Origin of the sequence: Clostridium disporicum, from assembly GCF_001405015.1 — a bacterium.
Taxonomy (GTDB): Bacteria; Bacillota; Clostridia; order Clostridiales; family Clostridiaceae; genus Clostridium; species Clostridium disporicum_B.
Genome location: NZ_CYZX01000010.1, coordinates 49,501 through 73,713, shown reverse-complemented (window position 1 = coordinate 73,713; position 24,213 = coordinate 49,501). Strand labels below are relative to the sequence as shown.

Below are 24,213 nucleotides of genomic sequence, written 5' to 3'. Positions count from 1 at the left end.
TAGTAGCATTTTCACCTCGACGAAGTCGACTTTTCACCTGTGAGCTTTGCGAACAATACTATTTAAGTGTGCTATATACCACGTTCCCGTTAACAATAGTCATTTTTACATTTATATCTTCATCAAAAAGAACTAAGTCAGCATCATAGCCTTCTTTTATTAATCCTTTTCTGTCTTCTACTTTACAATGCTTAGCACCATTATATGAAGCCATTTTAACAACCTCATTAAGTGGGTAGCTAGAATTATTATAAACATTTTTAATTGCTTTATCTAAAGTAAGAACTGAACCAGCAAGTGAACCACTTAATAATCTAGCAGCTCCATCTTTAACTTCTACATCTTGGCCACCTAAAGAATACATACCATCTTGCATTCCGCATGCCATCATTGCATCAGTAACTAGAAGAACTTTGTCAGTTCCTTTTTGTTTATATGCAGTTCTTAATGATGGATAAGATATGTGAATACCATCAGATATAGTTTCAGTAGTTATTTCTGAATCAAATATTGCACCTACAACACCAGGTTCTCTATGTGTAAATGGAGTCATAGCGTTGAAAAGGTGTGTTGAGTGACAGAAGCCGCATTTTATACCATTCATAGCTTCATCATAAGTAGCCTTAGTATGTCCCATTGAACAAACTATACCTTTATCAGTTAAATAACTAGCTAATTCTTTAGCTCCATCTACTTCAGGAGCCATTGTTATTGAAACTACTGCATCTTCATCTTCGCCAACCATTTCATTAAAATTTTCTATAGTTGGTTCTATTAAAAAGTTTGGATTTTGAGCTCCAATTGCTTTAGGACTTATAAATGGACCTTCTAAGTGAGCTCCTAAAACATTAGCACCATCTGTTCCTTTGATTTTTGCTTCTTTAATTGCAGATATAGCTTTTCTTATGTCTTTCTTAGCGACAGTCATAGTAGTTGGAGTAAAAGAAGTAGTACCATGTTTAGCAATAGTTTTTGCTATTGTGTTTATAACATCGTACGTTCCATCCATAGTATCAACACCACCAGCACCATGTATATGAACATCTATAAAACCAGGACTTAAATATAATCCTTTACCATCTATAACGTTATCACAATTTTCAAAGCTAGGATTTATTTCTTTGATTTTACCATCTTCGATTAAAACAGAACCTTCTTCTATTTTGTCTAGGTAAATTAATTTACAATTTTTAATTAGCATAAAATATACCTCCTAGATAACCCAAATTTAAAGCGGTATGAGTTAAATTTATATAATATGATATAATTATATAATATAGAAGATAAGATTTAAAGGTGTGAAAATTAAAATGGAAGTACTAGAAGGATTAGTTGAAGGGATTATATTTAAAAGTGAAGATACGGGATATATAGTTAGTAAAGTTACAGCTAACAAGGAGTTAATTACAGTTGTTGGAATAATGCCATTGCTTAAAGAGGGACAGCAAATAAATTTTAAAGGGTCCTGGATTAATCATAAGCAATTTGGGCGACAATTTAATGTAGAGGAGTATCATGAATTATTACCTTCATCAGCGAAAGAGATTGAAAAATATTTATCTACTGGAATAATTCATGGTATAGGGCCGGTAACTGCAAAAAAAATAGTAAATAAATTTGGAGATAAGACTTTAGAAATTCTAGATAATAATATTGAAAGACTTAAAGAAGTTGATGGTATAGGTGAAAAAAAGTTTAACATAATATATGATTCTTATTTAGAGAGTAAAGATTTAAAAGATATAATAATGTTTTTTCAGAAACATGGAATGACTATAAATCAATGTTTGAAGATATATAAAAAGTTTGGTCCAGATTCAATAGATATAGTTTCTAAAAATCCATATGTACTAAATGATGAAATATCAGGAATAGGTTTCTTAACTGCAGATAGAATTGCTAGAAGTTTAGGAATTGAAATAGTATCGCCATTTAGAATACAGAGTGGGATTAGATATGTTCTTAATAATTTCTCTGGATTAGGAAATACATATATGCCACAGAATATGCTGATAGATGAATGTAAGAAGGTTCTTATGGTTGATGAAGAGCTTGTGGTAGAAAATATATATAATAGCGTCTTAGAAGGAAAATTAAAGGTAGAAAAAATTAATGGAATAGATGCAGTATATACTTTGCCATATTATTACTGTGAGCTAGGAGTAACTAATAAGATAATTACTTTAAGTATAGAAAACTTCCAAACAATTAATACTGATGTTTTATTTGAAATAGAATCTTTCGAAAAAAGATATAATATAAAATTTGCACCTGCTCAAAAAGAAGCTATTATTGGTGCATTTAACAATGGAATAGAGATAATAACAGGTGGTCCAGGTACAGGTAAAACGACAATTATAAAATGTATAATTGAGATATATGAAAATAGTGGTATGAAAGTGCTTTTAGCAGCACCAACAGGTAGAGCAGCTAAAAGAATGAGTGAGTCTACAGGGAGAGAGGCTAAAACTATACATAGACTTTTAGAGATGGGCGTAAGTGATGATGAAAACTCATTCTTTGGGAAGGGAGAAGGTGAGCCTTTAGAAGGTGATGTAATTATTATAGATGAGGCATCTATGATAGATATTATGCTTATGAATAGTCTTTTAAAGGCTATTAGATTAGGAACTAGGGTAATAATAGTTGGAGATGTTGATCAGTTACCTTCTGTAGGGCCTGGAAATGTTCTAAGAGATTTAATAAATAGCAACTTTATAAATGTTGTAAGATTAAATGAAATCTTTAGACAGGGTAAAGAAAGTATGATTATAGTTAATGCTCATAAAATTAATAATGGTGAGCTACCATATCTAAATAAAAAAGATGGTGATTTTTTCTTTGACTCAAGGGAAAATATAGATGATATTTTAAAGACTATAATTGATTTGATAAATAGAAGATTACCTAATTTTAATTCAAAATGGAATAAGGTAAAAGATATACAAATTTTATCACCAACGAGAAAAGGGGTATTAGGAGTAGAAAATTTAAATAATGAGCTTCAAAAAATACTTAACCCTCCATCAAATCACAAAAAAGAAAAGAATGTTAGGGAAATGGTTTTTAGAGAAGGAGATAAAGTTATGCAAATAAAAAATAACTACTCTCTTAAATGGACTAGGATTAATGGCATTGGTGATGAAGAAGGAGTTGGAGTATTTAATGGTGATATGGGCTTTATTGAGTCTATAAATGAGGATAAGAGTACTTTAACAGTAATATTTGATGATGAACGAAGAGTTGTATATGAATTTGCTTTTTTAGATGAATTGGAACTTGCATATGCAATAACTGTACATAAAAGTCAGGGAAGTGAATTTAAAGTCGTAATAACTCCAGTCTTTATGGGGTCAGCATTTTTAATGAATAGGAATATACTATATACTGGGATAACAAGAGCTAAAGAGTTAGTAGTTGTTGTCGGAAGTCAGAAAGCTCTTAAATATATGGTTACTAATACTAATAATGTAGAGAGATATTCTTCGTTAAAGGAAAGAATTATAGATATTACAGCAGATGAGAAGATAGTTAGGGATTAGAATTTAGAGAGGTTATGAAAGATGAATTATAAAGAGCTTAACAGTGCATTCAAAAAAATAAATAACTGGTATGAAAAGAAGAGTAAGGTACTTACTGTTAAAACTAGACCTTTTAATACATCTATTGTTTTTTCGAATTTAATAAATAAAGTTTTATATGACAATGGTAAGATACTGTATGTATGGTGTTGTAATGATAAAGAACAAGTGAAAAAGAGAAAAAGAGAATATTATAATATTTTAATAGGTGAACAAGAGAAGAACCACATAGGGGATAACATACACTTTATAACTATTGATTCGTTATCTGAAGTATATGATGAATTTGATCTTGTTGTACTCGATGATATAACGGTTTTTTCAACAGTATCAAAGGATGAGCTTAGAGATGCTGTAGAAGAAATATATTGGAGATCTGGAAAGATAATTATTTATTCTTCTGAGTATGTTTTTCCTATAGGAAACAAAATGGAATTGGCTTATTTATTAGATAATGTTCCTATTGTAGAGCCAAGATTTATTCTAACTAGAATAAAGTTAGAAAATGATATACCATTAGCGCTATATGAATATTTTAAATGGTTCAAGAAAAATAAAAAGAGAGCTTTGATTATTGTTCCGTCAGAATATATGTTAAATAAGATTTATAATAATTATTATAATACCTTAAAAAATGATGATATAAGAGTGGTTAAATACGTAAAAGAACAAAGTTTTGGATTTGTTGAAGATATATTGGATGGATATAATGATTCCGTTTTTATAGTTACTAATAGTATAGGGAATTATATAAATCATATAAATGACTTAAATATAGTAATGTTGTTTTCAGATGATGAATTATATACTTATAAGGATATAATTTATTTATGTGGATCTCTCAAGGTAAGTAATGAATTTTTGCCAGAAATACTGCTAGTTTCTAAAGAAATATCAGAAGATATGGATAAATCTAAAAATATAACAAGAGAATTTAATCAAAGGTTATGGGAAAGAAAAGTATTAAAGAAATAAGAGCGGTAATTTCAGCAATACTTGATTTGATTTATCCACCATTAAACAAATGTATAGTGTGTAGTAGTGAAGGTTTCATAGGGATATGTCCGCTTTGTGAAAGTAAAATAAAGAGAGTAGAAAAACAAGACCATATATTATCTTATGGATATTATGGAGGAATTTTAAAAGAGTTAATACTAGCGTTTAAATATGAGAAAAATTTTACAGCAGCAAAGATTATTTCAGAATTATTGTTAGATTTAATATATGAAAGAAAAATAGAATGTGATGTGATTTGCTATGTGCCAATGAGTAAAAACTCTATTAAAAAGAGAGGTTTTAATCAATGTGAAGTAATCGCCAAACATTTAAGCGAAGAATTAAATATTCCAGTAAGTAAATCTCTTATTAAAATTAAAGATACTAAAGAACAAAAAAGTTTATCAAAAGAAGAAAGATATAAAAATATTAAAGATGCATTTGAAATAAGAGATAAAAAGATTTTAAATAAGAGAATTCTACTTATTGATGATGTAGTTACTACAGGGGCAACGTTGTTAGAATGTGAAAAAATATTTAAAAAATATAATGTAGAAGAAATTACTGTATTGACAATTGCAAAAAGCCATATATAATAGTAATGTAAAGTTAGGTCTGTGGATGAAAGTCGATGCCAGTCGCAGGCGAAACGATCCACGTAAGTTAAACAAAGTTTTAATGAGCATGGTGCGGTATAGAAGTAAGTCCTACCAGCAGTGATGCTGAGAGTGTTAGTAGTGAGAGGTTAATTCCGGGTAGCAAAAGCTCCAGTAGGCGAGTGTGGGGTCAAAATCCAGGTCAGCTAACTTTTACAAAAAAGCCACTAATTTTTTGGAAATTAGTGGCTTTTTTGCGTAAATCTATAATAATAAAAGAAAAGTTAAGTAAAGTTTAAAGAGAAAGAGAATATTCAGAAAATTCAAACTCAATGAATCTTGCTTCATAAAAATCTAAGGAGTAGAATATATATATATAAAAGAATTTGAAATCTTAAAAGACACACAACAACAACGAATAGAGAGGGGTTGACCTTATGAGAGTAACAGTAATAGGTAAAAATATTAACGTGACACCAGCACTAAAGGAAATGATTGAGAAAAAGATTTCAAAACTAGATAGGTATTTTACTCCTGGAGTAGAAGCTAGAGCTACATTAAGTGTACAAAAGAATAGACAAATATTTGAAGTAACAATACCATTTAATGGGGTTGTACTAAGATGTGAAGAAGCAACAGATGATATGTATAAATCAATAGATTTAGTTGAAAACAAATTAGAAAGACAAATAAGAAAACAAAGAACTAAGTTATCAAGAAGAAACAACAATTCTTTAAAATTTGTTAACATAGAAGAAGTGGCATTAGAAGATGAAGGAACAACTGGAGAAATAGTAAAGACTAAAAAATTTAATATAAAACCAATGTCTGCAGAAGAAGCTATTTTACAAATGGAATTAGTACAACATGATTTCTTTGTATTTAAAGATGCAGATACAAATAATATTAATGTAATATATAAGAGAAAAGATGGAAACTATGGTGTATTAGAACCTGATTATGCGTAAATTATAAAGGAGCTCCTGATTTATGGAGCTCCTTTTAGATTTTGTGTAAACTTTATTTTTGTTGAATTATTAACATAATAAATGGTATAATTTATAAAAGGTACTTTAAGATAGAATAATGGTTTAAATTGAAAGGAAATACTTATGGGATTTTTAGAAAAACTATTTGGAACATATAGTGAAAGAGAAGTAAAAAAACTTCAAAGTATAGCTGATAAAATAGAAGCTTTAGAGCCATCTATGCAAGCTTTAACTGATGAAGAATTACAAAATAAAACAGTTGAATTTAAAGAAAGAATAGCTAAAGGAGAGTCTTTAGATAGTATATTACCAGAAGCTTTTGCTGTTTGTAGAGAAGCTTCTTGGAGAGTATTAGGAATGAAGCATTTCAGAGTTCAATTACTTGGTGGGATGGTACTTCATCAAGGAAGAATAGCTGAAATGAAAACAGGGGAAGGAAAAACACTTGTAGCTACATTGCCAGCGTATCTTAATGGATTAACAGGAAAAGGTGTTCACGTTGTAACAGTTAATGACTATCTTGCAAAAACTCAAATGGAAGAGATGGGACATTTATATAATTTCTTAGGTTTAACAACTGGAGTTATAGTACACGGAATAACTAATGAAGAAAGAAGAGCTGCATATAACTGTGATATCACATACGGTACAAATAATGAATATGGATTTGATTATTTAAGAGATAATATGGTTATATATAAAGAAGAAATGGTTCAAAGAGAACTAAACTTTGCAATAGTGGATGAGGTTGACTCTATATTAATAGATGAAGCTAGAACTCCTCTTATAATTTCAGGAATGGGTGATAAATCAACTCAATTTTATAGTGTAGCTGATTATTTTGTTAAGACATTAATAAAGGATGTAGATTTTACTGTTGATGAAAAGGCAAATGCAGTTTTATTAACTGATGAAGGTATAGTTAAAGCAGAAAAATATTTTAGAATACCTAACTATGCTGATGCAGAGCATTTAAGTTTACAACACTATGTAACTCAAGCGCTTAAAGCTAACTATACGATGAAAATAGATAAAGACTATATGGTGAAAGATGATCAAATAGTTATAATAGATGAGTTTACAGGAAGACTTATGGAAGGTAGAAGATACTCGGATGGTCTTCACCAAGCTATAGAAGCTAAGGAAGGTGTTAAGATTCAAAGAGAATCTAAAACTTTAGCAACAATAACATTCCAAAATTACTTCAGAATGTATGATAAATTATCAGGTATGACAGGTACAGCCTTAACAGAGGAAAATGAATTTAGAGAAATCTATAACTTAGACGTTATTGTTATACCAACAAATAAGCCAGTTGCAAGAATAGATAGTTCAGATGTTGTTTACAAAAATGAAGCTGGTAAGTATAAGGCTATAATAAATGAAATAGTTGCTTCACACGAAAAGGGTCAACCAGTTTTAGTTGGTACTGCTAGTGTTGATAAATCTGAATATATTTCATCTTTATTAAAGAAGAGAGGAATAAAACATCAAGTACTTAATGCTAAATACCATGCTCAAGAAGCTGAAATAATATCTCATGCTGGTGAATATGGAGCTGTTACAATAGCTACTAATATGGCTGGTAGAGGTACAGATATTAAGCTTGGCGAAGGTGTTAGAGAAGCTGGTGGATTAAAGGTAATTGGTACTGAAAGACACGAATCAAGAAGAATAGATAACCAATTAAGAGGTAGATCTGGACGTCAAGGTGACCCAGGAGCATCATTATTCTTCATATCATTAGAAGATGATTTAATGAGAATCTTCGGATCAGAAAAGATTCAAGGTGTTATAGATAAGCTAGGACTTGAAGAAGATGAAGCAATAGAAAGTAAAATGGTTACTAAAGCTATAGAAAATGCTCAAAAGAAGGTTGAAGGTAACAACTTTGATATAAGAAAGAACTTACTTGGATATGATGACGTAATGAATCTTCAAAGAGAAGTTATTTATAGACAAAGAAGAGAAGTTTTAGAAGGTAAAAACTTAAAAGATCAAATAGAATCTATGATAGAAGAAGTAGTTACGGATGCTGTAAATTCTCACTTAATGGGTGAAGTTGAAAACTTAGAAGAGGAATTAGGAAAGTTACTACAATACTTAGGAGATATATGTTTACCTAATGGAGTTGTAACTGTAGAAGAATTAGCAAATCTTTCTAATGATGAAATAAAAGATAAATTATTATCAGTAATATTAGAAGCGTACAGAGGTAAAGAGTTAGAATTTGGTGAAGAACAAATGAGAGAAATTGAAAGAGTAGTTCTTTTAAGAGTTGTTGACCAAAAATGGATGGCTCATATAGATAACATGGATCACTTAAAACAAGGAATGGGATTGAGAGCATATAAACAACAAGACCCAATTCAAGCATACCAAATGGAAGGTAGCGCAATGTTTGAAGAAATGATCGAAGGCATTAAGAATGAAACAGTTAAGTATTTATTCCACGTAAGAGTTGAAAGACCAGTGGAAAGAGAAAAGGTTGCAGAAGAAACTTCAGCTAGTCATGGAGCTGATGATAAAAGCTTAAAGAAAGAACCTGCAAGAAATGATAACAAAGTTGGAAGAAATGATGTTTGTCCTTGTGGAAGTGGAAAGAAATATAAAAACTGCTGCGGTAGAGGATTATAAAAAGGTGCCCTAATGGGCACTTTTTTAATTAATAATTTAAAATTTATAAAAAACTCATATAGAGTTTCAGTGTTAAAAATATATTATTATTTGAAATAGATAACTAAGATGATAAAATATAATAAATGAAATTAATAATAATTAATTGTTATATATTAATTATTAATTAACTAAAGGGGTTGATATAGTGTTAATTAAATTAGAGCAAGAACTTGCTAAACTTAATAGTTTAAAGGTTACATTAGATGAAATGAGGGCTTCTCTTTGACAAGGATAGTCTAGAAAAGAGATTTCAAGAACTTGAGCTTCAAATGCAAGAAAAAGGTTTTTGGGATGATATAAAAAGAGCTGAAGAAGTTACAAAGGAAAGCAAGAGTATCAAGGATAAAATAGATAGATTTGAAAGTTTAGTTAATAGAATAGATGATGTTGAAGTATTAGCAGAAATTGTAGAAGATGATGAAGAAACTGTAAATGAAATTATCTATGAAATTAGAGATATAGAAAAGCTGATTGAAGAGTATAGAATAGAGTTACTTTTATCTGGAGAATATGATAAAAATGATGCTATATTAAATCTTCATGCCGGTGTTGGCGGATCTGATGCTAATGATTGGACTGATATGTTACTTAGAATGTACACTAGATGGTGTGAAAAGAAAGGATATAAAGTTCAAGTAGTAGATTTATTAGAAGGTGATGAAGCGGGAATAAAGAGTGTTACTTTAAAAGTTAAAGGTGAATTTGCTTATGGATATTTAAAGGCTGAAAAAGGAATTCATAGATTAGTAAGAATATCACCTTTTAATGCTAATGGTAAAAGACAAACATCCTTTGCATCAGTAGAAGTATTGCCTGAGCTTACTAAAGATCAAGATATTGATATTAGACCAGAAGATTTAAAGATAGACACTTATAGAGCTAGTGGAGCAGGTGGGCAACACGTAAATAAAACTGAATCAGCTATAAGAATAACACATATACCTACTGGAATAGTTGTACAATGTCAGAATGAGAGAAGTCAATTTGCCAATAAGGATACAGCTATGGCTATGCTTAAATCAAAGCTTATTGAACTTAAGGATAGAGCTCATAAGGAAAAGATTGAAGACCTAACTGGAGAACTTAAAGATATGGGATGGGGAAGCCAAATAAGGTCATATGTATTCCATCCATATAATATGGTTAAAGATCATAGAACGAATGAGGAAACATCAAACTTAAGTGCTGTTATGGATGGTGGAATAGATCAATTTATAACTGCTTACTTAAAGCAAAACAATAAGTAAAATCTTTGAATATTAGATAAATTAAGAAAAGTAATATTTTTAAGACAGAAAAATATGCCTTCGTCAGATATAACATTTATGACGAAGGCATTTATTTATATTTGCGTAGTGGACAATTTACTGCTTTTTCTTAAGAAGAGGATATCCAATTAAAATACCTAAAATTATTGATAAAATAAGAATTAACAACTTATTGTAAAGAAATAAAGTAAACTTACTATAACAACTATCCATTATTTTTTGATTAACTATTTCATAAACAGAATCTATAGCATCCAAATTTATATAGGTTAAACTATCATATGGAGTATGAATTTTACTTAAATCACTATGGCAAAAGCTAACAGCATCTATACCTAATTTATTGAAGCTAGCATGGTCACTGGAGTCTTGATATAGTACCTCATAAGAAGTGTTATTTTTTTTACATATTTCCTCTAATGAGTTTAGCAATTCTGAATCTTTATCTTTGAAATCAACACCTTGCATAAATGTTATTGGAAAGCCAGTAATTCCAACCATATCAAAATTCATAACTTCTGAATTCTTTATATTAAATATATTTTCTTCAGCAAATTGTTTTGAGCCTAATAATCCAAATTCCTCTGCATTAAGTGCAACAAAAATTATATCACGATTAGGCTTTGCAAATGTGGAAAGGCTTCTTTGTAGTTCAAGGATAAAGCTTGTTCCAGATGCATTATCTAATGCACCACCATAGATATTACCTAAGCCATCTTGTCCAAGGTGGTCAAAGTGTGCTGTAATAACTAAAGGAGCGGCTTCTTTATCAGTTCCTTCAATAACACCAACAACATTAGATATTGTTTTTGTTTCACTTTCAAAAGGAATATGAATAGAAATTTCTTTTCCTTCATTTAAGCTAGTAATTATCTTGTTTTTTGTATTTTCTGTTATCATAATAACTGCATCGTAAGGAAAATCACTCATAAATGAGCTTCTAAAATAAAGTTCTTCTTCTTTAGGAACAAAAAATAAAAATTTATTTTCGGAAGTAGTTACTTCAATTGAAAGAAAGAATGAAGAAATTTTATCTTTATTAGAAAAGGTAAAAGTATTTCCTCTAAAGTTAATCATATCTTCTTTAAAGTCAACTCCATATTGAAGTTCTTCTTCTACCTCACCGTTAGATAGTATTTTAAGATAAGGTGTTGTGTTTGTATAAACTGGACAGATAGTATCGAAATCTTTCTTATAACTATCATCACCATATGGTTTTAAATTGCTTTCTCTAAATTTATTTTCTATAAAATCTGCCACCATCGCATTTTCAGTAGAACCAGCTAAACGTCCATTATAAGTTTCAGAAGAAAGGAGACTTATAGTTTCTTTTACGTTGCTAGAATCAAAATCTGAATATGAATAGTTAAGCAAAATTAGGAAAAATAATAAAATAAATGTTATGGATAAGCTTAAAAGATATATAAGTTTTTTTCGCATAAAAATACCTCGAAATTATAATATATATCTAATACTATTATCTTAATGTTTGTAATATGATTAAAATAAATAAAATTATGTTTTTGAATAAGTTAAAACTATTACTCCGTTAATTAATGAGAAGATTAAACATATATAAATAAAAGTATTAAGTTGACCTTTAATGATAGAGAAAATACCACCAATTATAGTACAAAGTAAAGTCATTACGTTTAGAAATTTAATAAAACCGTTAGTACCTGATAGAATTTCCTTCATCGACGTTAATAAAATTAATATCAATGTTAAGAATATAAATATATTCTTAAGATTTGTAGAGAAATCAATAACGTAAAACTCATTTAATACGAGAAATGTTATAAATAGTATTAGCAGAATATACATAAATTTATTAATAAATTGAGGCATAATATCACCACCTAATTGTAAATATTTTACAATTATTATACAAGTTAATTTACTTAATATCAAGAGAGTAATGTAAACAAAGAAAAATATTAAAAAATAATTGGGAAATATTATATAATAGTATTGTAAGAAAAATAATTGACATAAGTTTAGGAGGAGCTATGGTAAATATAGAGGAAAGATTAGTAAAGGAATTGGGAATACAACTAAAGCATGTTCAAAATGTTATTAGTTTATTAGATGAAGGTAATACAGTTCCTTTCATAGCTAGATATAGAAAAGAGCAAACAGGAGCAATGACCGACGAGGTTTTAAGAAAGTTTTTTGAAAGATTGACTTACCTTAGAAATTTAAAAGAAAGAAAAGAGGCAGTTTTAAAATCTATAGATGAGCAAGGAAAACTAACTGATGAAATAGTTAAAGCTTTAGAAGTAAGTGAAACTTTAACTGAGGTTGAAGATATATATAGACCATTTAAGCAAAAGAAAAGAACTAGAGCTACAATTGCATTAGAAAAAGGACTAAAGCCATTAGCTGAATTAATACTTGAAGGTAACTTTAAAGGGAATATAGAAGATCAAGCATCAAAGTATATAGATGAAGAAAAGAAAGTTTTATCTTCAGAAGATGCTATAAATGGAGCTCTTGATATAATTGCTGAAATTATATCTGATGAAGCAAGTTATAGAAAGTGGATAAGAGAACTTACTATAAGAGAAGGAAAAATTGAAACAAAAGGTAGTAGCGAAGAATCTACTCCGTATGAGATGTACTATGAATACAGTGAAGATGTGTCTAAGATTCCTCCACATAGAATATTAGCTATAAATAGAGGAGAAAAAGAAAAAATCCTTTCAGTAAAAATAAATGTAAATGAAGAAAAGATATTATCATATCTAGAAAATAAAATTTTAAAGAAAAATGATGTAACTGATAAATACTTATCTTTAGCAATTAAAGATTCATATAAGAGATTAATATTTCCTTCAATAGAAAGAGAAGTAAGAAGTGAACTTACAGATAAAGGTGAAGAAGGTGCAATATTAATATTTAAAGAGAATTTAAAATCATTACTTATGCAACCACCTATAAAGGGAAAGGTTGTTATGGGATTTGACCCAGGATTTAGAACAGGATGTAAGGTAGCTGTATTAGATTCTACTGGTAAGTTTTTAGAAAAGGCTACTGTATATCCTACATTACCTAAAAATGATGTAAGTGGAACTAAAAAGATTTTAAAAGAGCTTATAAATAAATATAATGTAGAAGTAATATCTCTTGGTAATGGAACAGCATCAAGAGAATCAGAAGAAGTTATTTCAGAGATGATATCTGAAATTAAAAAAGAAACAGGTAAGGAATTGGTTTATGTTATAGTTTCCGAATCAGGAGCATCAGTATATTCAGCATCAGAGCTTGCAACTAAAGAGTATCCAGATTTAGATGTTACTATAAGAGGAGCGATTTCAATTGGTAGAAGACTTCAAGATCCAATGGCTGAGCTTGTAAAAATAGAGCCAAAAGCTTTAGGAGTAGGCCAATATCAACATGATGTTGCTCCTAAAAGATTAGATGAATCGTTAACTGGGGTTGTTGAGGATTCTGTTAATAAAGTTGGAGTAGATTTAAATACTGCTACACCATCATTACTAACTTATGTTGCTGGTATAAATTCAGCAATAGCTAATAATATTGTAGCGTATAGAGATGAAGTTGGTGGATTTACTTCTAGAAAGGAATTATTAAAGGTTAAAAGATTAGGTCAAAAGGCATTTGAACAATGTGCTGGTTTCTTAAGAGTTATGGAAAGTAAAGAACCTTTAGATAATACTTCAGTTCATCCAGAATCATATGGAGTGGCAACTAAACTTATTGAAATGTTAGGATATACTAAAGAAGATTTAAAGAATAGAAAATTAGATGATATAAACGAAAGAGTTTCTGAAAAAGGATTAAATAATATAATAAAGGAATTAGAAGTTGGAGAAATTACTTTAAAAGATATTATAAAAGAATTACAAAAGCCAGGTAGAGATCCAAGAGAAGATATGCCAAAACCAATATTAAAAACTGGTGTTGTAGATATAAAAGATTTAACGCCAGGAATGATTCTTATGGGTACAGTAAGAAATGTATCTGACTTTGGTGCGTTTGTAGATATTGGAGTGCATCAAGATGGTCTTGTTCATAAAAGTCAAATGGCAAATAGATTTGTAAAGCATCCATTAGATATAGTTAAAGTAGGCGATGTTATTAAAGTTAAAATAATGGAAGTTGATGAAAAAAGAAAGAGAATTTCATTAACAATGAAAGATATAGATAAATAGAAAAAAATTGAAAAAACTATTGAAAATAGTAATATGAGAGAATATAATATAAGTGAAATAATAATTTAATAAAATTATCTTCAGGGCAGGGTGTAATTCCCTACCGGCGGTATAGCCCGCGAGCTCGAAAGAGTATGATTCGGTGAAACTCCGAAGCCGACAGTAAAGTCTGGATGAAAGAAGGTAGTAAGTTAGAAAAATTGATGCTATTTTTGCATTTAATCTAATTAGCTTGTTTTTTTATGCCCTGGTGAATTTTCATCAGGGTTTTTATGTATTAAAAATTTTAATTTAAGCAAAATATAGATAAGACAAGCAATTTGAATTCTAACAAATTACCCCAGAGGATAACTTTTGGGAGGAGAGTAAAATGAATAATTCAAACAAAAATGTAAACAAAATGATTAAAATTTCTTTGCTGGTGGCTATTGCTGTTGTATTAATGTATTTCGATTTTCCAATAATACCATTATTCCCATGGTTAAAAATTGATTTAAGTGAAGTTCCAGCTTTAATGGGTGGATTTGCTTATGGTCCAGTAGCTGGTGGAGCTATAGTTATCTTAAAGGTATTATTGAGATTCCTAGTTAAGGGAACACAAACAGGGTTTATTGGAGAATTAGCAAATATTATTGTTGGGTTAGCTTTAGTTGTTCCGGCAGCGTGGATTTATAATAGAAACAAGAGTAAGAAAACAGCTATTATCGGTATGATAGTTGGTGGGCTTGTTATGGAAGTACTAGGAATTGTAGCAAATGTATATTTATTATTACCTGCATATGGAATGCAAATGAATCCAGCGGAATTAAGTAAATATATTACGGTAGGGCTATTACCTTTCAATGGAGTAAAAGCTCTAATAGTATCAGTAATAACATATCTTTTATATAAAAAGGTATCTGTTGCAATATTCAAGGTTGATAGTAACTTTGGAAAAAGCAAAAAACAAATAGCTTAGTAAATGATAAAGTAAAAATGGCAAATGGCAAATTATTTTTGAAACCTCGTAGAAGTTTCTACTTTAATTTGTCATTTGCCATTCGTTATTTGTGGTTAATTATCTCTTTTCCACATTATAATAGCATCTTCTCCGTTATCAGAATAATACTTTTTTCTTATACCTTCTTCTTTAAAATTAAACTTTTTATAAAGATTTTGAGCAGCTATATTAGATGTTCTCACTTCTAATGTTATATCTGTACAATTATGTTCTTTACAAACTTCCAAAAGCTTTATTAAGAGATTAGAAGCTATTCCTTTTTTTCTATAAGATGGATTAACAGCTATATTAGTAATATCACCTTCGCCAGCAACTATCCACACACCTGCATAACCAATTACTTCCTTTGTGGATAAATCTTCGGCAATTACATATTTTGCTAATGGGTTTTCTATTTCATAAGTTATAGAATCTAAGCTCCAAGGAACGTTAAAACATATTTTGCTTAATTCAAAAACACCATTAATATGAGAACTATCCATGAGTTTATAATCTATTTTCATTTTTCATAGCCAACCTTTGTTCTAATTCTCTTACTGCTTGAGGTTTCTTTAAGTAAAGAGGAGCTGAATTCTTATCATCAAAGTTTCCATTCTTTAATTCAATCATTCCAAGTTCTCCAAGTGAAGAAGCTTTTATAATATTTAAGTGATTTGGTGCAAATATAGCATTAGGAATATTTTCTTTTAAATAATCTTTGTGTTTATAAACACCATCACCAGTAAATATAACTTTTTCTCCTTTAGAGTTTATTTCAGTAGCTAACTCTTCTAAAGAAAGAGCAGAATAATCTATAACTTTAGTTAATTTGCCATCGACATTTTTGTAAATGCAAGTAAATACACTATCTCTCAATGCATCCATGATTGGACATATAAGTCCATCGAAGTTTATAAGAGAATATGCTAAAGCATCTAAACTAGAAATGCTAACATAAGGTTTATTACTTCCCATGCTTAACCCTTTTACAGTAGCCATGCCAATTCTTAATCCTGTAAATGAACCAGGACCTTTTGATACTACAAACCCATCAACATCATTTATATCAACTTCGCAATCCTTAAGAAGTTCTTCTACTTTTTCCATTAAAATAACAGAATGTTCTCTTTTAAAATTAATAGTAAATTCACCTAGTACATGTTCATCTCTAAGAAGAGCAACAGTTGTTACCAAGGATGAAGAATCCATACTTAAAACTATCATATTTTTAACTCCTTTATGTAATCATATCTTTCGCCATATGGCTTTAATGTAATATTTCTAAAGTTTTCACCTTTATCTAAGTCTTTTTCTATATGAATATGTAGATATTCATTAGGTAAAATATCTTCTATATAATTAGCCCATTCGATTACTGAAACACCATCTGAAAATATATAATCATCAAAACCTATAGCATATATCTCGTCAGGATCAGATACTCTATAAACGTCAAAGTGATAAAATTTTAATCTTCCAGAATCATATTCATTTACTATAGTAAATGTAGGACTAGTAATATGGTCATCAATTCCTAAACCTTTAGCTATACCTTTAGTTATGTGAGTTTTACCAGTTCCTAAATCACCGGTTAAACATACTATATCACCTGATTTTAAAATCTTACCTAACTCTAATCCAATAGCAGTAGTTTGATCAACGCTATTAACAGAAAAAATCATAAAAAATCCTCCAGTATATAGTTAATAGTAAGAGAGCAATAAACTTAACTATAATAAATTTTTAACTCTTAACTTTTAACTCTTAATTATTAACTATCTTTTATTTTATCCAAAAAGGTGAAAAAAGAAAAGAATTATAAAAAAATACTATAAAAAATGTTGATTTTAATAAAAATATATTATATAATAACTTATGTCTTAGGGGTATGGCTCAACGGTAGAGTAGTGGTCTCCAAAACCATTGGTTGTGGGTTCAAATCCTACTGCCCCTGCCAAATAGAAACTAGTAAGCGAAGCTTGCTAGTTTTTTTGCGTAAAGCTCTAAATTTAAATTTAGCTAGATGAATGTGACTGACAATAAAAATGTTAATTTTGTTATTGTAAATTACACTATAAAAATATAATATAAGTGTTTTAAAATAAAAATTATGTATAGAATTAAGAGGTAAAGATTATAGATTGGAGATAGCTATGGAGAAAGCTTTAGAGATATTAAAAAAGTATTATGGATATAACTCCTTTAGAGGAAAGCAAGAAGAAATTATTAGTGAAATACTAAAAGGTAATGATGTATTGACAATAATGCCAACTGGTGGAGGTAAATCTATATGCTATCAGGTACCAGCTATGCTTTTAGATGGTATAACATTAGTAATATCACCTCTTATTTCATTAATGAAAGACCAAGTAGATAGTATAAATAACATAGGGATACAGTCTGCGTATATAAATTCATCATTAAGTAATTTAGAAATAAATGATATATTAGGAAAAGTTAAAAATGGAGAAATAAAGATATTATATGTAGCACCAGAAAGATTAGAGTCTAATGAATTTTTAACTTTGATAACGCAGATAGAAATATCTCAAATTGCAATAGATGAAGCTCATTGCGTATCACAATGGGGACATGATTTTAGAGTTAGCTATAGGAGAATTAGTAGATTTATTTCATTACTAACTAAAAGGCCTATAGTAACAGCATTTACAGCTACTGCTACAGAAGAAGTAAGAAGAGATATAATAGAAAAATTAACTCTTAAAAATCCAAAGATTTTTATATCAGGCTTTGATAGAGAAAATTTAAAGATAGTAGTTGAAAAGGGTGTAATTAGAAAAAATTATTTATTAGATTATATAGAAAAAAATAAAGATGAATCAGGTATTATATATTGTGCGACTAGAAAAGAGGTTGATAACCTTCATAGCTTCCTAATTCAAAAGGGTATAGATGTTGAAAAGTATCATGCTGGATTAGGAGATGAAGAAAGAAAAAGAGCACAAGAAGATTTTATATATGATAAATCAAAGATTATAATAGCTACTAATGCCTTCGGAATGGGAATAGATAAACCTAATATAAGATATGTAATTCACTATAATATGCCTAAAAATATTGAAGGCTATTATCAAGAGATAGGTAGAGCTGGAAGAGACGGAGAAAACAGTGAGTGTATAATGTTATTTTCTCCATCAGATGTTCAGACTCAAAGATATATTATAGATGCTGGAACTGTGGATCCTGTAAGAAAAGAGAATGAGCTTTCAAAATTACAAACGATGATTAATTTTGTATATAGCCAAGAATGTTATAGAAAATTTATCTTAAAATATTTTGGAGAAGAAGTTGAGGAAGATTGTAATAATTGCAGCAATTGTGAAGCTCAAGGTGAGTTAGTTGATAAAACAGAAGATGCTCAAAAAGTTATTTCATGTGCTTATAGAATGGGACAAAAATATGGAATAGGTATGATTGTGGATGTTCTTAGAGGTTCTACAAATAAGAAGGTTATTGAATTAGGGTTAGATAAATTATCTACTTATAATATAATGAAAAATTACACTAAAGATAAATTATCTGAATTTATAAATATATTAATATCTCATGGATATCTTAATTATAGGGGAGAGTACCCTGTAGTTACTTTAAACAATAAGTCTGTAGAAATAGTTAAAGGTCAAAGACAAGTATTTGTAAGACAAATTAATGTTAAGAAAACAGTATCTAAAAATAATGAATTGTTTAATATATTGAGAATTATAAGAATGGAGATAGCGTCAGAAGAGAAAATACCTCCATATATTATATTTGGTGATAATACATTAAAAGAGTTTAGTACAAGAATGCCAATAACAGAAGAACAATTCTTAGATATTAGTGGAGTTGGTAAAGCTAAGCTTGAAAAGTATGGCGAAATATTTATGGAAGCTATAAGAAAATATATAAATGAAAATAATATTAACGTAAACTTTGTATTTAATACTACAACTAAAGAAGTAAGAGAGACAAAGAGTAAAGGTGATATAAAAGAAAAATCTTATGTTACAACTGTTAATATGTTAAGAAAAAATATAAGTTTTGAGGATGTAGCTAAGGAAAGAGGTATTACTATTCAAACTATATTTAATCATATAGAACAATACTTAGCTGATAATAATGACTTGGGGTTTGATATAAACTTTAGTGATTTTTTTACAGATGAAGAAGAAGCTATTATTGATAAAGCTATAGAAGAAGTAGGGGCAAATACTTTAAAGCCAATAAAAGAAAGAGTCCCTGAAAACATAACTTATAATGCAATAAAGGCCGTAATTTTAAAGAAATTCATTATGAATAACAATATATAACTTAGAAAAATAAGCTGATACATATTAGCTTATTTTTTTTATTTACTAGAGATGTATGAAACAATATGTTACAAATAAGAAACAAATTTTAAAAAGTAGGTATTTGTTTTATTATCTTTGAAAACTATTACAATTTTATGCGTTTAGTTGTACAATGTAATCAAATAAAAGAAATAAAATAGAAAAAAGGTGTGATTATTTATGACGTATACAATAGAAATGAATGGAGCTCAAATGAAGTTCATAAGAGAGTTTTTTGATAACTATGAAGATGATAAAGTTAAATTAACTTTAAAAGACGGTTCTAATAGAATAAAGGTTGTTTATACTGCAGAGTCAGATTTAGAAAAATCAGAACTTGAAGGTCATTTAAAGACATCATTTAAGACTAAATCAAAATATGCAAGTGCACTTTATTACACAATACATGTAAAATAGTTAATATCCTAATTTAGGACAAGTATATATAGTAAGAATTAAAGCAATAAAATGAAGTAGTAAAAAAATAAGAAACAAGGGAGAGAGTAAAATGAAATTTCCAAAGGACTTTTTATTTGGAGCAGCATCAGCATCATATCAGGTTGAAGGAGCATGGAATGAAGACGGAAAAGGCCTTTCTAACTGGGATGTTTTCTCTAAGATACCAGGAAAAACTTTTGAAGGAACAAATGGTGATGTAGCAGTAGATCACTATCATAGATATAAAGAAGATATAAAACTTATGGCAGAAATGGGATTAGAATCTTATAGATTTTCAATTTCTTGGCCAAGAATAATTCCAAATGGAGTTGGAGAAGTAAATGAAAAAGGATTAGAATTCTATAATAATGTAATTAATGAATGTTTAAAATATGGAATAGTTCCTTTTGTAACATTATATCATTGGGATTTACCACAAGTTTTAGAAGAAAAAGGTGGATGGACAAATAAAGAAACAGTAGATGCATTTGTTAAATATGCAGAAGTATGTTTCAAGGCTTTTGGAGATAGAGTTAAACATTGGATTACATTTAATGAAACTGTAGTATTCTGTGGATTAGGATACTTAGCAGGAGCTCATCCACCAGCAATAGTTGGAGATGTCAAGAAATATTTCCAAGCTACACATAATGTATTTACAGCTCATGCTAGATCAATTGAATTATATAAGAGCTTAAAACAATATGGAGAAATAGGTATAACTCATGTATTCTCACCAGCATTTAGTATTGATGAAAACCCAGAAAATATAAAAGCTACTATGCATGCTAGAGAAGTAGACATGCACTGGTACTATGATCCAATATTAAAGGGTGAATATCCTGAGTATGTTGTAAAGTATATTGAAAAGTTAGGCTTTACTCCAGATTGGACAGAAGAAGAATTAGCAGTAATTAAGAGCTCTGCTGATAAGAACGATTTTATAGGATTAAACTACTATCAACCTCAAAGAATTATGAAAAATGATGTAGAAGAAGATGTAGAGAGAACAAGAGAAAATTCAACAGGAGCTCCAGGAAATCCTTCATTTGATGGCGTTTATAAAACTGTTATGATGGAAGATAAAAAGTATACTAAATGGGGATGGGAAATATCACCAGAAGGTTTCTTAGATGGATTAAGACTTCTTAAAGAAAGATACGGTGATGTTAAGATGTACATCACTGAAAATGGATTAGGGGATGAAGATCCAATAATTGAAGATGAAATAGTAGATATTCCAAGAATAAAATATATTGAAGAGCATTTAAGAGCTGTTAAGATGGCTATTCAAGAAGGAATAAATATGAAGGGATATTATGCTTGGTCAGTTATAGATTTATTAAGCTGGTTAAATGGATATAAGAAACAATATGGATTTATATATGTAGACCATAAAAATAACCTTGAAAGAAAGAAAAAAGCATCTTTCCACTGGTATAAGGAAATAATTGAGACTAGAGGCGAAGAACTATAAAATATAAAAAAGATATGACAAGTAATTAGGAAGAATTTCCTAGTACTTGTCATTTTTTCTTAAAAATTATAATATTAATATACACATAAATATTGGGTAATATATAAATAAGATTTTTTATTATAAGTATTTTCCAAAAAAACAAAATTATATTACAATAATATAAAAAGTACGCTAAAGAAAAAAGGGGAAGTAGAAGTATGTTTAGTCACGATAAGATTCAAAGTTTAAATGAATTAGAATTATCTCTATATAGCTATATAATAAAAAATAGTGAAAAAGTTATTTATATGAGAATTAGAGAATTAGCAAATGAAGCCCATGTTTCTACTACTACAATTTTAAGATTTTGTAAAAAGTTAAATTGCGATGGATTTTCAGAATTTAAGGTTAAGCTAAAGCTATACATAGAAAACGGAAAAAGTAATCAATTAACTGATAATACAGCTATGCTAATTGACTTTTTAAAGAAAACAGAGACAGAAGATTTCAAGAATAAAATAAAACAAATTTGTGAAATTGTTAGTGGGGCTGAGAGCGTAGTATTTGTTGGAATAGGGGGTTCAGGAATATTAGCTAAGTACGCAGCAAGATATTTATCATCAGTAGGTAAATTTGCTATTTATTTAGATGATCCTTTTTATCCGACAAAGTGTAAACATTATAAAAATAGTGTAGCAATTGTATTTTCTGTATCAGGTGAAACACCAACAGTTATAGATCATGTTAATAAGTTGAAAAAAGAAAAAAGTTCAATTGTTAGTATAACTAATAATGAAAATTGTACTTTGGCTAAGATGTCAGATATAAATTTAAGTTATTATATTCAACGAGCAAAAGTTGAAGACTATGATATAAGTACTCAAGTTCCGGTTTTGTATATAATTGAATTAATAGGAAAAAGATTATATAATTACTATTTACGATATCCTAATAAATAAATATGATTTTTTAGAAAATACACAAAACAATGTGTATTTTCTTTTTTTATATACAATTTTTTAAATGTATATACAATTATTGAAAGAGCTTTAAATAAAACGTTCCAGTGAGGTTAATGCAAAAATGTCAAAAAAACAAAGTGTTACAAAAAAGTAACAAATTTTAAAGTAACTGTACTTGTTTTTTACGACTTGAAAATGATTACAAATTTTAAATTTATGTAGTATACTATAGTCACAGGGAAGGAAAAGAGGTGAAGCGATAGTGATTCATTCAGAATTAGATAAATTTAAAGATGGATTTCTATGGGGGAGTGCCTCGGCAGCATATCAAGTTGAAGGTGCCTTTAACAAGGATGGAAAAGGCTTAAGCATATGGGATACATTTAGTAAGCTAGATGGAACAACATATAAATCAACAAATGGTGATATTGCAGTTGATCATTATAACATATATAAAGAAGATGTTGCTTTAATGAAAGAAATGGGATTAAAAGCATACAGATTTTCAATATCATGGAGTCGTATCTTTCCAGATGGAAGAGGACAAGTTAATGAAGATGGTTTAAAGTTTTATGATAACTTAATAAATGAGTTAATAAAAAATGATATTAAACCAATAATTACAATATATCATTGGGATTTGCCACAAAAACTTCAAGACTTATATGGTGGTTGGGAATCAAGAGAGATTATTGATGACTTCAATAATTATTGCATAACTCTTTATAAGAGATATGGAGACAGAGTAAAGTATTGGATAACATTAAATGAACAAAATGTATTTATATTATTAGGATATAAATTAGCACTTCATCCACCAATGGTAAAGGATGATAAGAGAATGCTAAATGCAAATCACATTGCAAGTTTAGCAAATGCAAAAGCGATTGAATCGTTTAGAAAATATGTACCTAATGGAATGATTGGGCCAAGCTTTGCTTTTACACCTAATTATGCATATACTTGCAAAACAGATGATGTTCTAGCAAGAGAGAATGCTGAAGATATGAATTGTCACTGGTGGTTAGATATATATTGTTGGGGAACATATCCAACATTTACTTTAAGCAGATATGAGAGACAAGGTGTAGCACCAGAAATCGAAGATGGTGACATTGAACTTTTAGAAAGAGGAAAACCTGATTTTATAGGAATCAACTATTATAGAAGTGAAACTGTTGAAGCAAATGAAATAGATGGAATAAGTAATTTTGAGGAAATAAATACTTCAGGTAAGAAGGGAACATCAAAAAATTATGGAGTTCCTGGTGTTTTCAAAACAGTAAAAAATCCTCATCTAGATTCAACAAATTGGGATTGGGAGATAGATCCTACAGGATTAAGAATAGGTATTAGAAGAATAAATAGCAGATATAGGCTACCTATACTTATCACTGAAAACGGTTTGGGAGAGTTTGATAGATTAGAAGATGGACAAGTTAATGATGATTATAGAATAGATTACATAAGAAATCATATAAAAGCTTGTCAAGAAGCTATTACAGATGGAGCTGAACTATTAGGATACTGTACTTGGTCTTTTACAGATTTATTAAGTTGGTTAAATGGTTACCAAAAACGTTATGGATTTGTATATGTAGATAGAGACGAGTCGAATGTAAAGGATTTAAGGCGATTTAAAAAGAAAAGTTTCTATTGGTACAAAAAGGTGATAGAAACAAATGGTCAAGTTTTATGAGTTTATAATTAAAAATTAATATATCAAATTAAAAATAAAAAAATGTTTAAATTTAAGGAGG

The 24,213-nt window shown here is 29.0% G+C and carries 18 protein-coding genes, 1 tRNA gene and 1 riboswitch; of the genes, 14 read left to right on the top strand and 5 right to left on the bottom strand.

From position 1 onward, the window contains the following. Nucleotides 1-58: 58 nt before the first annotated feature. Nucleotides 59-1,201, bottom strand: coding sequence for an N-acetylglucosamine-6-phosphate deacetylase (gene nagA / locus ARA56_RS08225; RefSeq protein WP_055265605.1), 1,143 nt, complete (start codon nucleotides 1,199-1,201; stop codon nucleotides 59-61). A 109-nt stretch (nucleotides 1,202-1,310) separates the two neighbouring features. Here nagA and recD2 point away from each other — a divergent pair, with 109 nt between their 5' ends. The 6 genes from recD2 to prfB all read left to right on the top strand — a co-directional run bounded on the left by recD2 (nucleotide 1,311) and on the right by prfB (nucleotide 10,088). After that, on the top strand, nucleotides 1,311-3,542 hold the full coding sequence (recD2, locus tag ARA56_RS08220; protein ID WP_055265603.1) for an SF1B family DNA helicase RecD2: 2,232 nt from the start codon (nucleotides 1,311-1,313) through the stop codon (nucleotides 3,540-3,542). A 21-nt stretch (nucleotides 3,543-3,563) separates the two neighbouring features. Then, entirely contained in the window at nucleotides 3,564-4,556 is a 993-nt protein-coding gene (locus tag ARA56_RS08215) for a hypothetical protein (protein WP_055265601.1), read from the top strand. Beyond that, on the top strand, nucleotides 4,529-5,173 hold the full coding sequence (locus tag ARA56_RS08210) for a ComF family protein (RefSeq protein WP_055265599.1): 645 nt from the start codon (nucleotides 4,529-4,531) through the stop codon (nucleotides 5,171-5,173). Before ARA56_RS08215 ends, ARA56_RS08210 begins: the two co-directional genes overlap by 28 nt. Before the next feature lie 437 nt (nucleotides 5,174-5,610). Continuing rightward, the gene (hpf, locus tag ARA56_RS08205) at nucleotides 5,611-6,141 is read left to right on the top strand and encodes a ribosome hibernation-promoting factor, HPF/YfiA family (RefSeq protein ID WP_055265597.1); all 531 of its coding nucleotides are present in this window, start codon (nucleotides 5,611-5,613) and stop codon (nucleotides 6,139-6,141) included. A gap of 144 nt (nucleotides 6,142-6,285) precedes the next feature. After that, entirely contained in the window at nucleotides 6,286-8,799 is a 2,514-nt protein-coding gene (gene secA / locus ARA56_RS08200; protein WP_055265595.1) for a preprotein translocase subunit SecA, read from the top strand. 187 nt (nucleotides 8,800-8,986) lie between these two features. Beyond that, nucleotides 8,987-10,088 (top strand): peptide chain release factor 2 gene (gene prfB, locus ARA56_RS08195; protein WP_187361737.1). Its coding sequence is split into 2 segments (ribosomal slippage): nucleotides 8,987-9,064 and nucleotides 9,066-10,088, totalling 1,101 coding nucleotides; the frame shifts between segments, so codons are not numbered across the junction. 117 nt (nucleotides 10,089-10,205) lie between these two features. Here the strand turns inward: prfB and ARA56_RS08190 are convergent. Next, nucleotides 10,206-11,549, bottom strand: coding sequence for a M28 family metallopeptidase (locus ARA56_RS08190; RefSeq protein ID WP_055265591.1), 1,344 nt, complete (start codon nucleotides 11,547-11,549; stop codon nucleotides 10,206-10,208). Nucleotides 11,550-12,118: 569 nt separating this feature from the next. Between ARA56_RS08190 and ARA56_RS08180 the strand changes: the two genes are divergently transcribed. Next, on the top strand, nucleotides 12,119-14,284 hold the full coding sequence (locus ARA56_RS08180) for a Tex family protein (RefSeq protein WP_055265587.1): 2,166 nt from the start codon (nucleotides 12,119-12,121) through the stop codon (nucleotides 14,282-14,284). A 72-nt stretch (nucleotides 14,285-14,356) separates the two neighbouring features. After that, nucleotides 14,357-14,473: riboswitch (FMN riboswitch) on the top strand. Between the two features lie 181 nt (nucleotides 14,474-14,654). Next, complete coding sequence (locus tag ARA56_RS08175) at nucleotides 14,655-15,242, top strand: ECF transporter S component (RefSeq protein ID WP_055265585.1); 588 nt, start codon at nucleotides 14,655-14,657, stop codon at nucleotides 15,240-15,242. 95 nt (nucleotides 15,243-15,337) lie between these two features. On the opposite strand, the gene rimI is transcribed toward ARA56_RS08175, so the two are convergent. From rimI to tsaE, 3 genes are read right to left on the bottom strand one after another with little or no spacing between them, the layout of a single operon-like run. After that, nucleotides 15,338-15,787, bottom strand: a complete 450-nt coding sequence (gene rimI / locus ARA56_RS08170) for a ribosomal protein S18-alanine N-acetyltransferase (RefSeq protein WP_055265583.1) — start codon at nucleotides 15,785-15,787, stop codon at nucleotides 15,338-15,340. Continuing rightward, entirely contained in the window at nucleotides 15,771-16,487 is a 717-nt protein-coding gene (gene tsaB / locus ARA56_RS08165) for a tRNA (adenosine(37)-N6)-threonylcarbamoyltransferase complex dimerization subunit type 1 TsaB (protein WP_055265581.1), read from the bottom strand. Before tsaB ends, rimI begins: the two co-directional genes overlap by 17 nt. Beyond that, nucleotides 16,484-16,945: a tRNA (adenosine(37)-N6)-threonylcarbamoyltransferase complex ATPase subunit type 1 TsaE gene (gene tsaE / locus ARA56_RS08160; RefSeq protein ID WP_055265579.1), complete on the bottom strand. Its 462-nt coding sequence runs from the start codon at nucleotides 16,943-16,945 to the stop codon at nucleotides 16,484-16,486. Before tsaE ends, tsaB begins: the two co-directional genes overlap by 4 nt. 200 nt (nucleotides 16,946-17,145) lie before the next feature. Between tsaE and ARA56_RS08155 the strand changes: the two genes are divergently transcribed. The 6 genes from ARA56_RS08155 to ARA56_RS08130 all read left to right on the top strand — a co-directional run bounded on the left by ARA56_RS08155 (nucleotide 17,146) and on the right by ARA56_RS08130 (nucleotide 24,152). Next, nucleotides 17,146-17,220 (top strand) — tRNA-Trp (locus ARA56_RS08155). Between the two features lie 196 nt (nucleotides 17,221-17,416). Then, nucleotides 17,417-19,573, top strand: a complete 2,157-nt coding sequence (recQ, locus tag ARA56_RS08150; protein WP_055265577.1) for a DNA helicase RecQ — start codon at nucleotides 17,417-17,419, stop codon at nucleotides 19,571-19,573. 201 nt (nucleotides 19,574-19,774) lie between these two features. After that, nucleotides 19,775-20,011, top strand: coding sequence for a hypothetical protein (locus ARA56_RS08145; protein WP_055265575.1), 237 nt, complete (start codon nucleotides 19,775-19,777; stop codon nucleotides 20,009-20,011). 91 nt (nucleotides 20,012-20,102) lie between these two features. After that, a complete protein-coding gene (locus ARA56_RS08140; protein ID WP_055265573.1) occupies nucleotides 20,103-21,509 on the top strand; it encodes a GH1 family beta-glucosidase in 1,407 nt (468 codons plus the stop codon). A gap of 200 nt (nucleotides 21,510-21,709) precedes the next feature. Continuing rightward, nucleotides 21,710-22,450, top strand: coding sequence for a MurR/RpiR family transcriptional regulator (locus ARA56_RS08135; protein WP_055265569.1), 741 nt, complete (start codon nucleotides 21,710-21,712; stop codon nucleotides 22,448-22,450). A gap of 265 nt (nucleotides 22,451-22,715) precedes the next feature. Further along, a complete protein-coding gene (locus ARA56_RS08130; RefSeq protein ID WP_055265566.1) occupies nucleotides 22,716-24,152 on the top strand; it encodes a glycoside hydrolase family 1 protein in 1,437 nt (478 codons plus the stop codon). Nucleotides 24,153-24,213: the final 61 nt, after the last annotated feature.

Excerpts from the sequence above, each read along its gene's own strand:
- ARA56_RS08140 (WP_055265573.1), top strand. The coding sequence starts at position 20,103 with ATGAAATTTCCAAAGGACTTTTTATTTGGAGCAGCATCAGCATCATAT.
- tsaE (WP_055265579.1), bottom strand. The coding sequence starts at position 16,945 with ATGATTTTTTCTGTTAATAGCGTTGATCAAACTACTGCTATTGGATTA.
- hpf (WP_055265597.1), top strand. The coding sequence starts at position 5,611 with ATGAGAGTAACAGTAATAGGTAAAAATATTAACGTGACACCAGCACTA.
- ARA56_RS08210 (WP_055265599.1), top strand. The coding sequence starts at position 4,529 with ATGGGAAAGAAAAGTATTAAAGAAATAAGAGCGGTAATTTCAGCAATA.
- ARA56_RS08175 (WP_055265585.1), top strand. The coding sequence starts at position 14,655 with ATGAATAATTCAAACAAAAATGTAAACAAAATGATTAAAATTTCTTTG.
- ARA56_RS08190 (WP_055265591.1), bottom strand. The coding sequence starts at position 11,549 with ATGCGAAAAAAACTTATATATCTTTTAAGCTTATCCATAACATTTATT.
- recD2 (WP_055265603.1), top strand. The coding sequence starts at position 1,311 with ATGGAAGTACTAGAAGGATTAGTTGAAGGGATTATATTTAAAAGTGAA.
- secA (WP_055265595.1), top strand. The coding sequence starts at position 6,286 with ATGGGATTTTTAGAAAAACTATTTGGAACATATAGTGAAAGAGAAGTA.
- recQ (WP_055265577.1), top strand. The coding sequence starts at position 17,417 with ATGGAGAAAGCTTTAGAGATATTAAAAAAGTATTATGGATATAACTCC.
- ARA56_RS08145 (WP_055265575.1), top strand. The coding sequence starts at position 19,775 with ATGACGTATACAATAGAAATGAATGGAGCTCAAATGAAGTTCATAAGA.
- tsaB (WP_055265581.1), bottom strand. The coding sequence starts at position 16,487 with ATGATAGTTTTAAGTATGGATTCTTCATCCTTGGTAACAACTGTTGCT.
- ARA56_RS08180 (WP_055265587.1), top strand. The coding sequence starts at position 12,119 with ATGGTAAATATAGAGGAAAGATTAGTAAAGGAATTGGGAATACAACTA.
- ARA56_RS08135 (WP_055265569.1), top strand. The coding sequence starts at position 21,710 with ATGTTTAGTCACGATAAGATTCAAAGTTTAAATGAATTAGAATTATCT.
- ARA56_RS08215 (WP_055265601.1), top strand. The coding sequence starts at position 3,564 with ATGAATTATAAAGAGCTTAACAGTGCATTCAAAAAAATAAATAACTGG.
- nagA (WP_055265605.1), bottom strand. The coding sequence starts at position 1,201 with ATGCTAATTAAAAATTGTAAATTAATTTACCTAGACAAAATAGAAGAA.
- rimI (WP_055265583.1), bottom strand. The coding sequence starts at position 15,787 with ATGAAAATAGATTATAAACTCATGGATAGTTCTCATATTAATGGTGTT.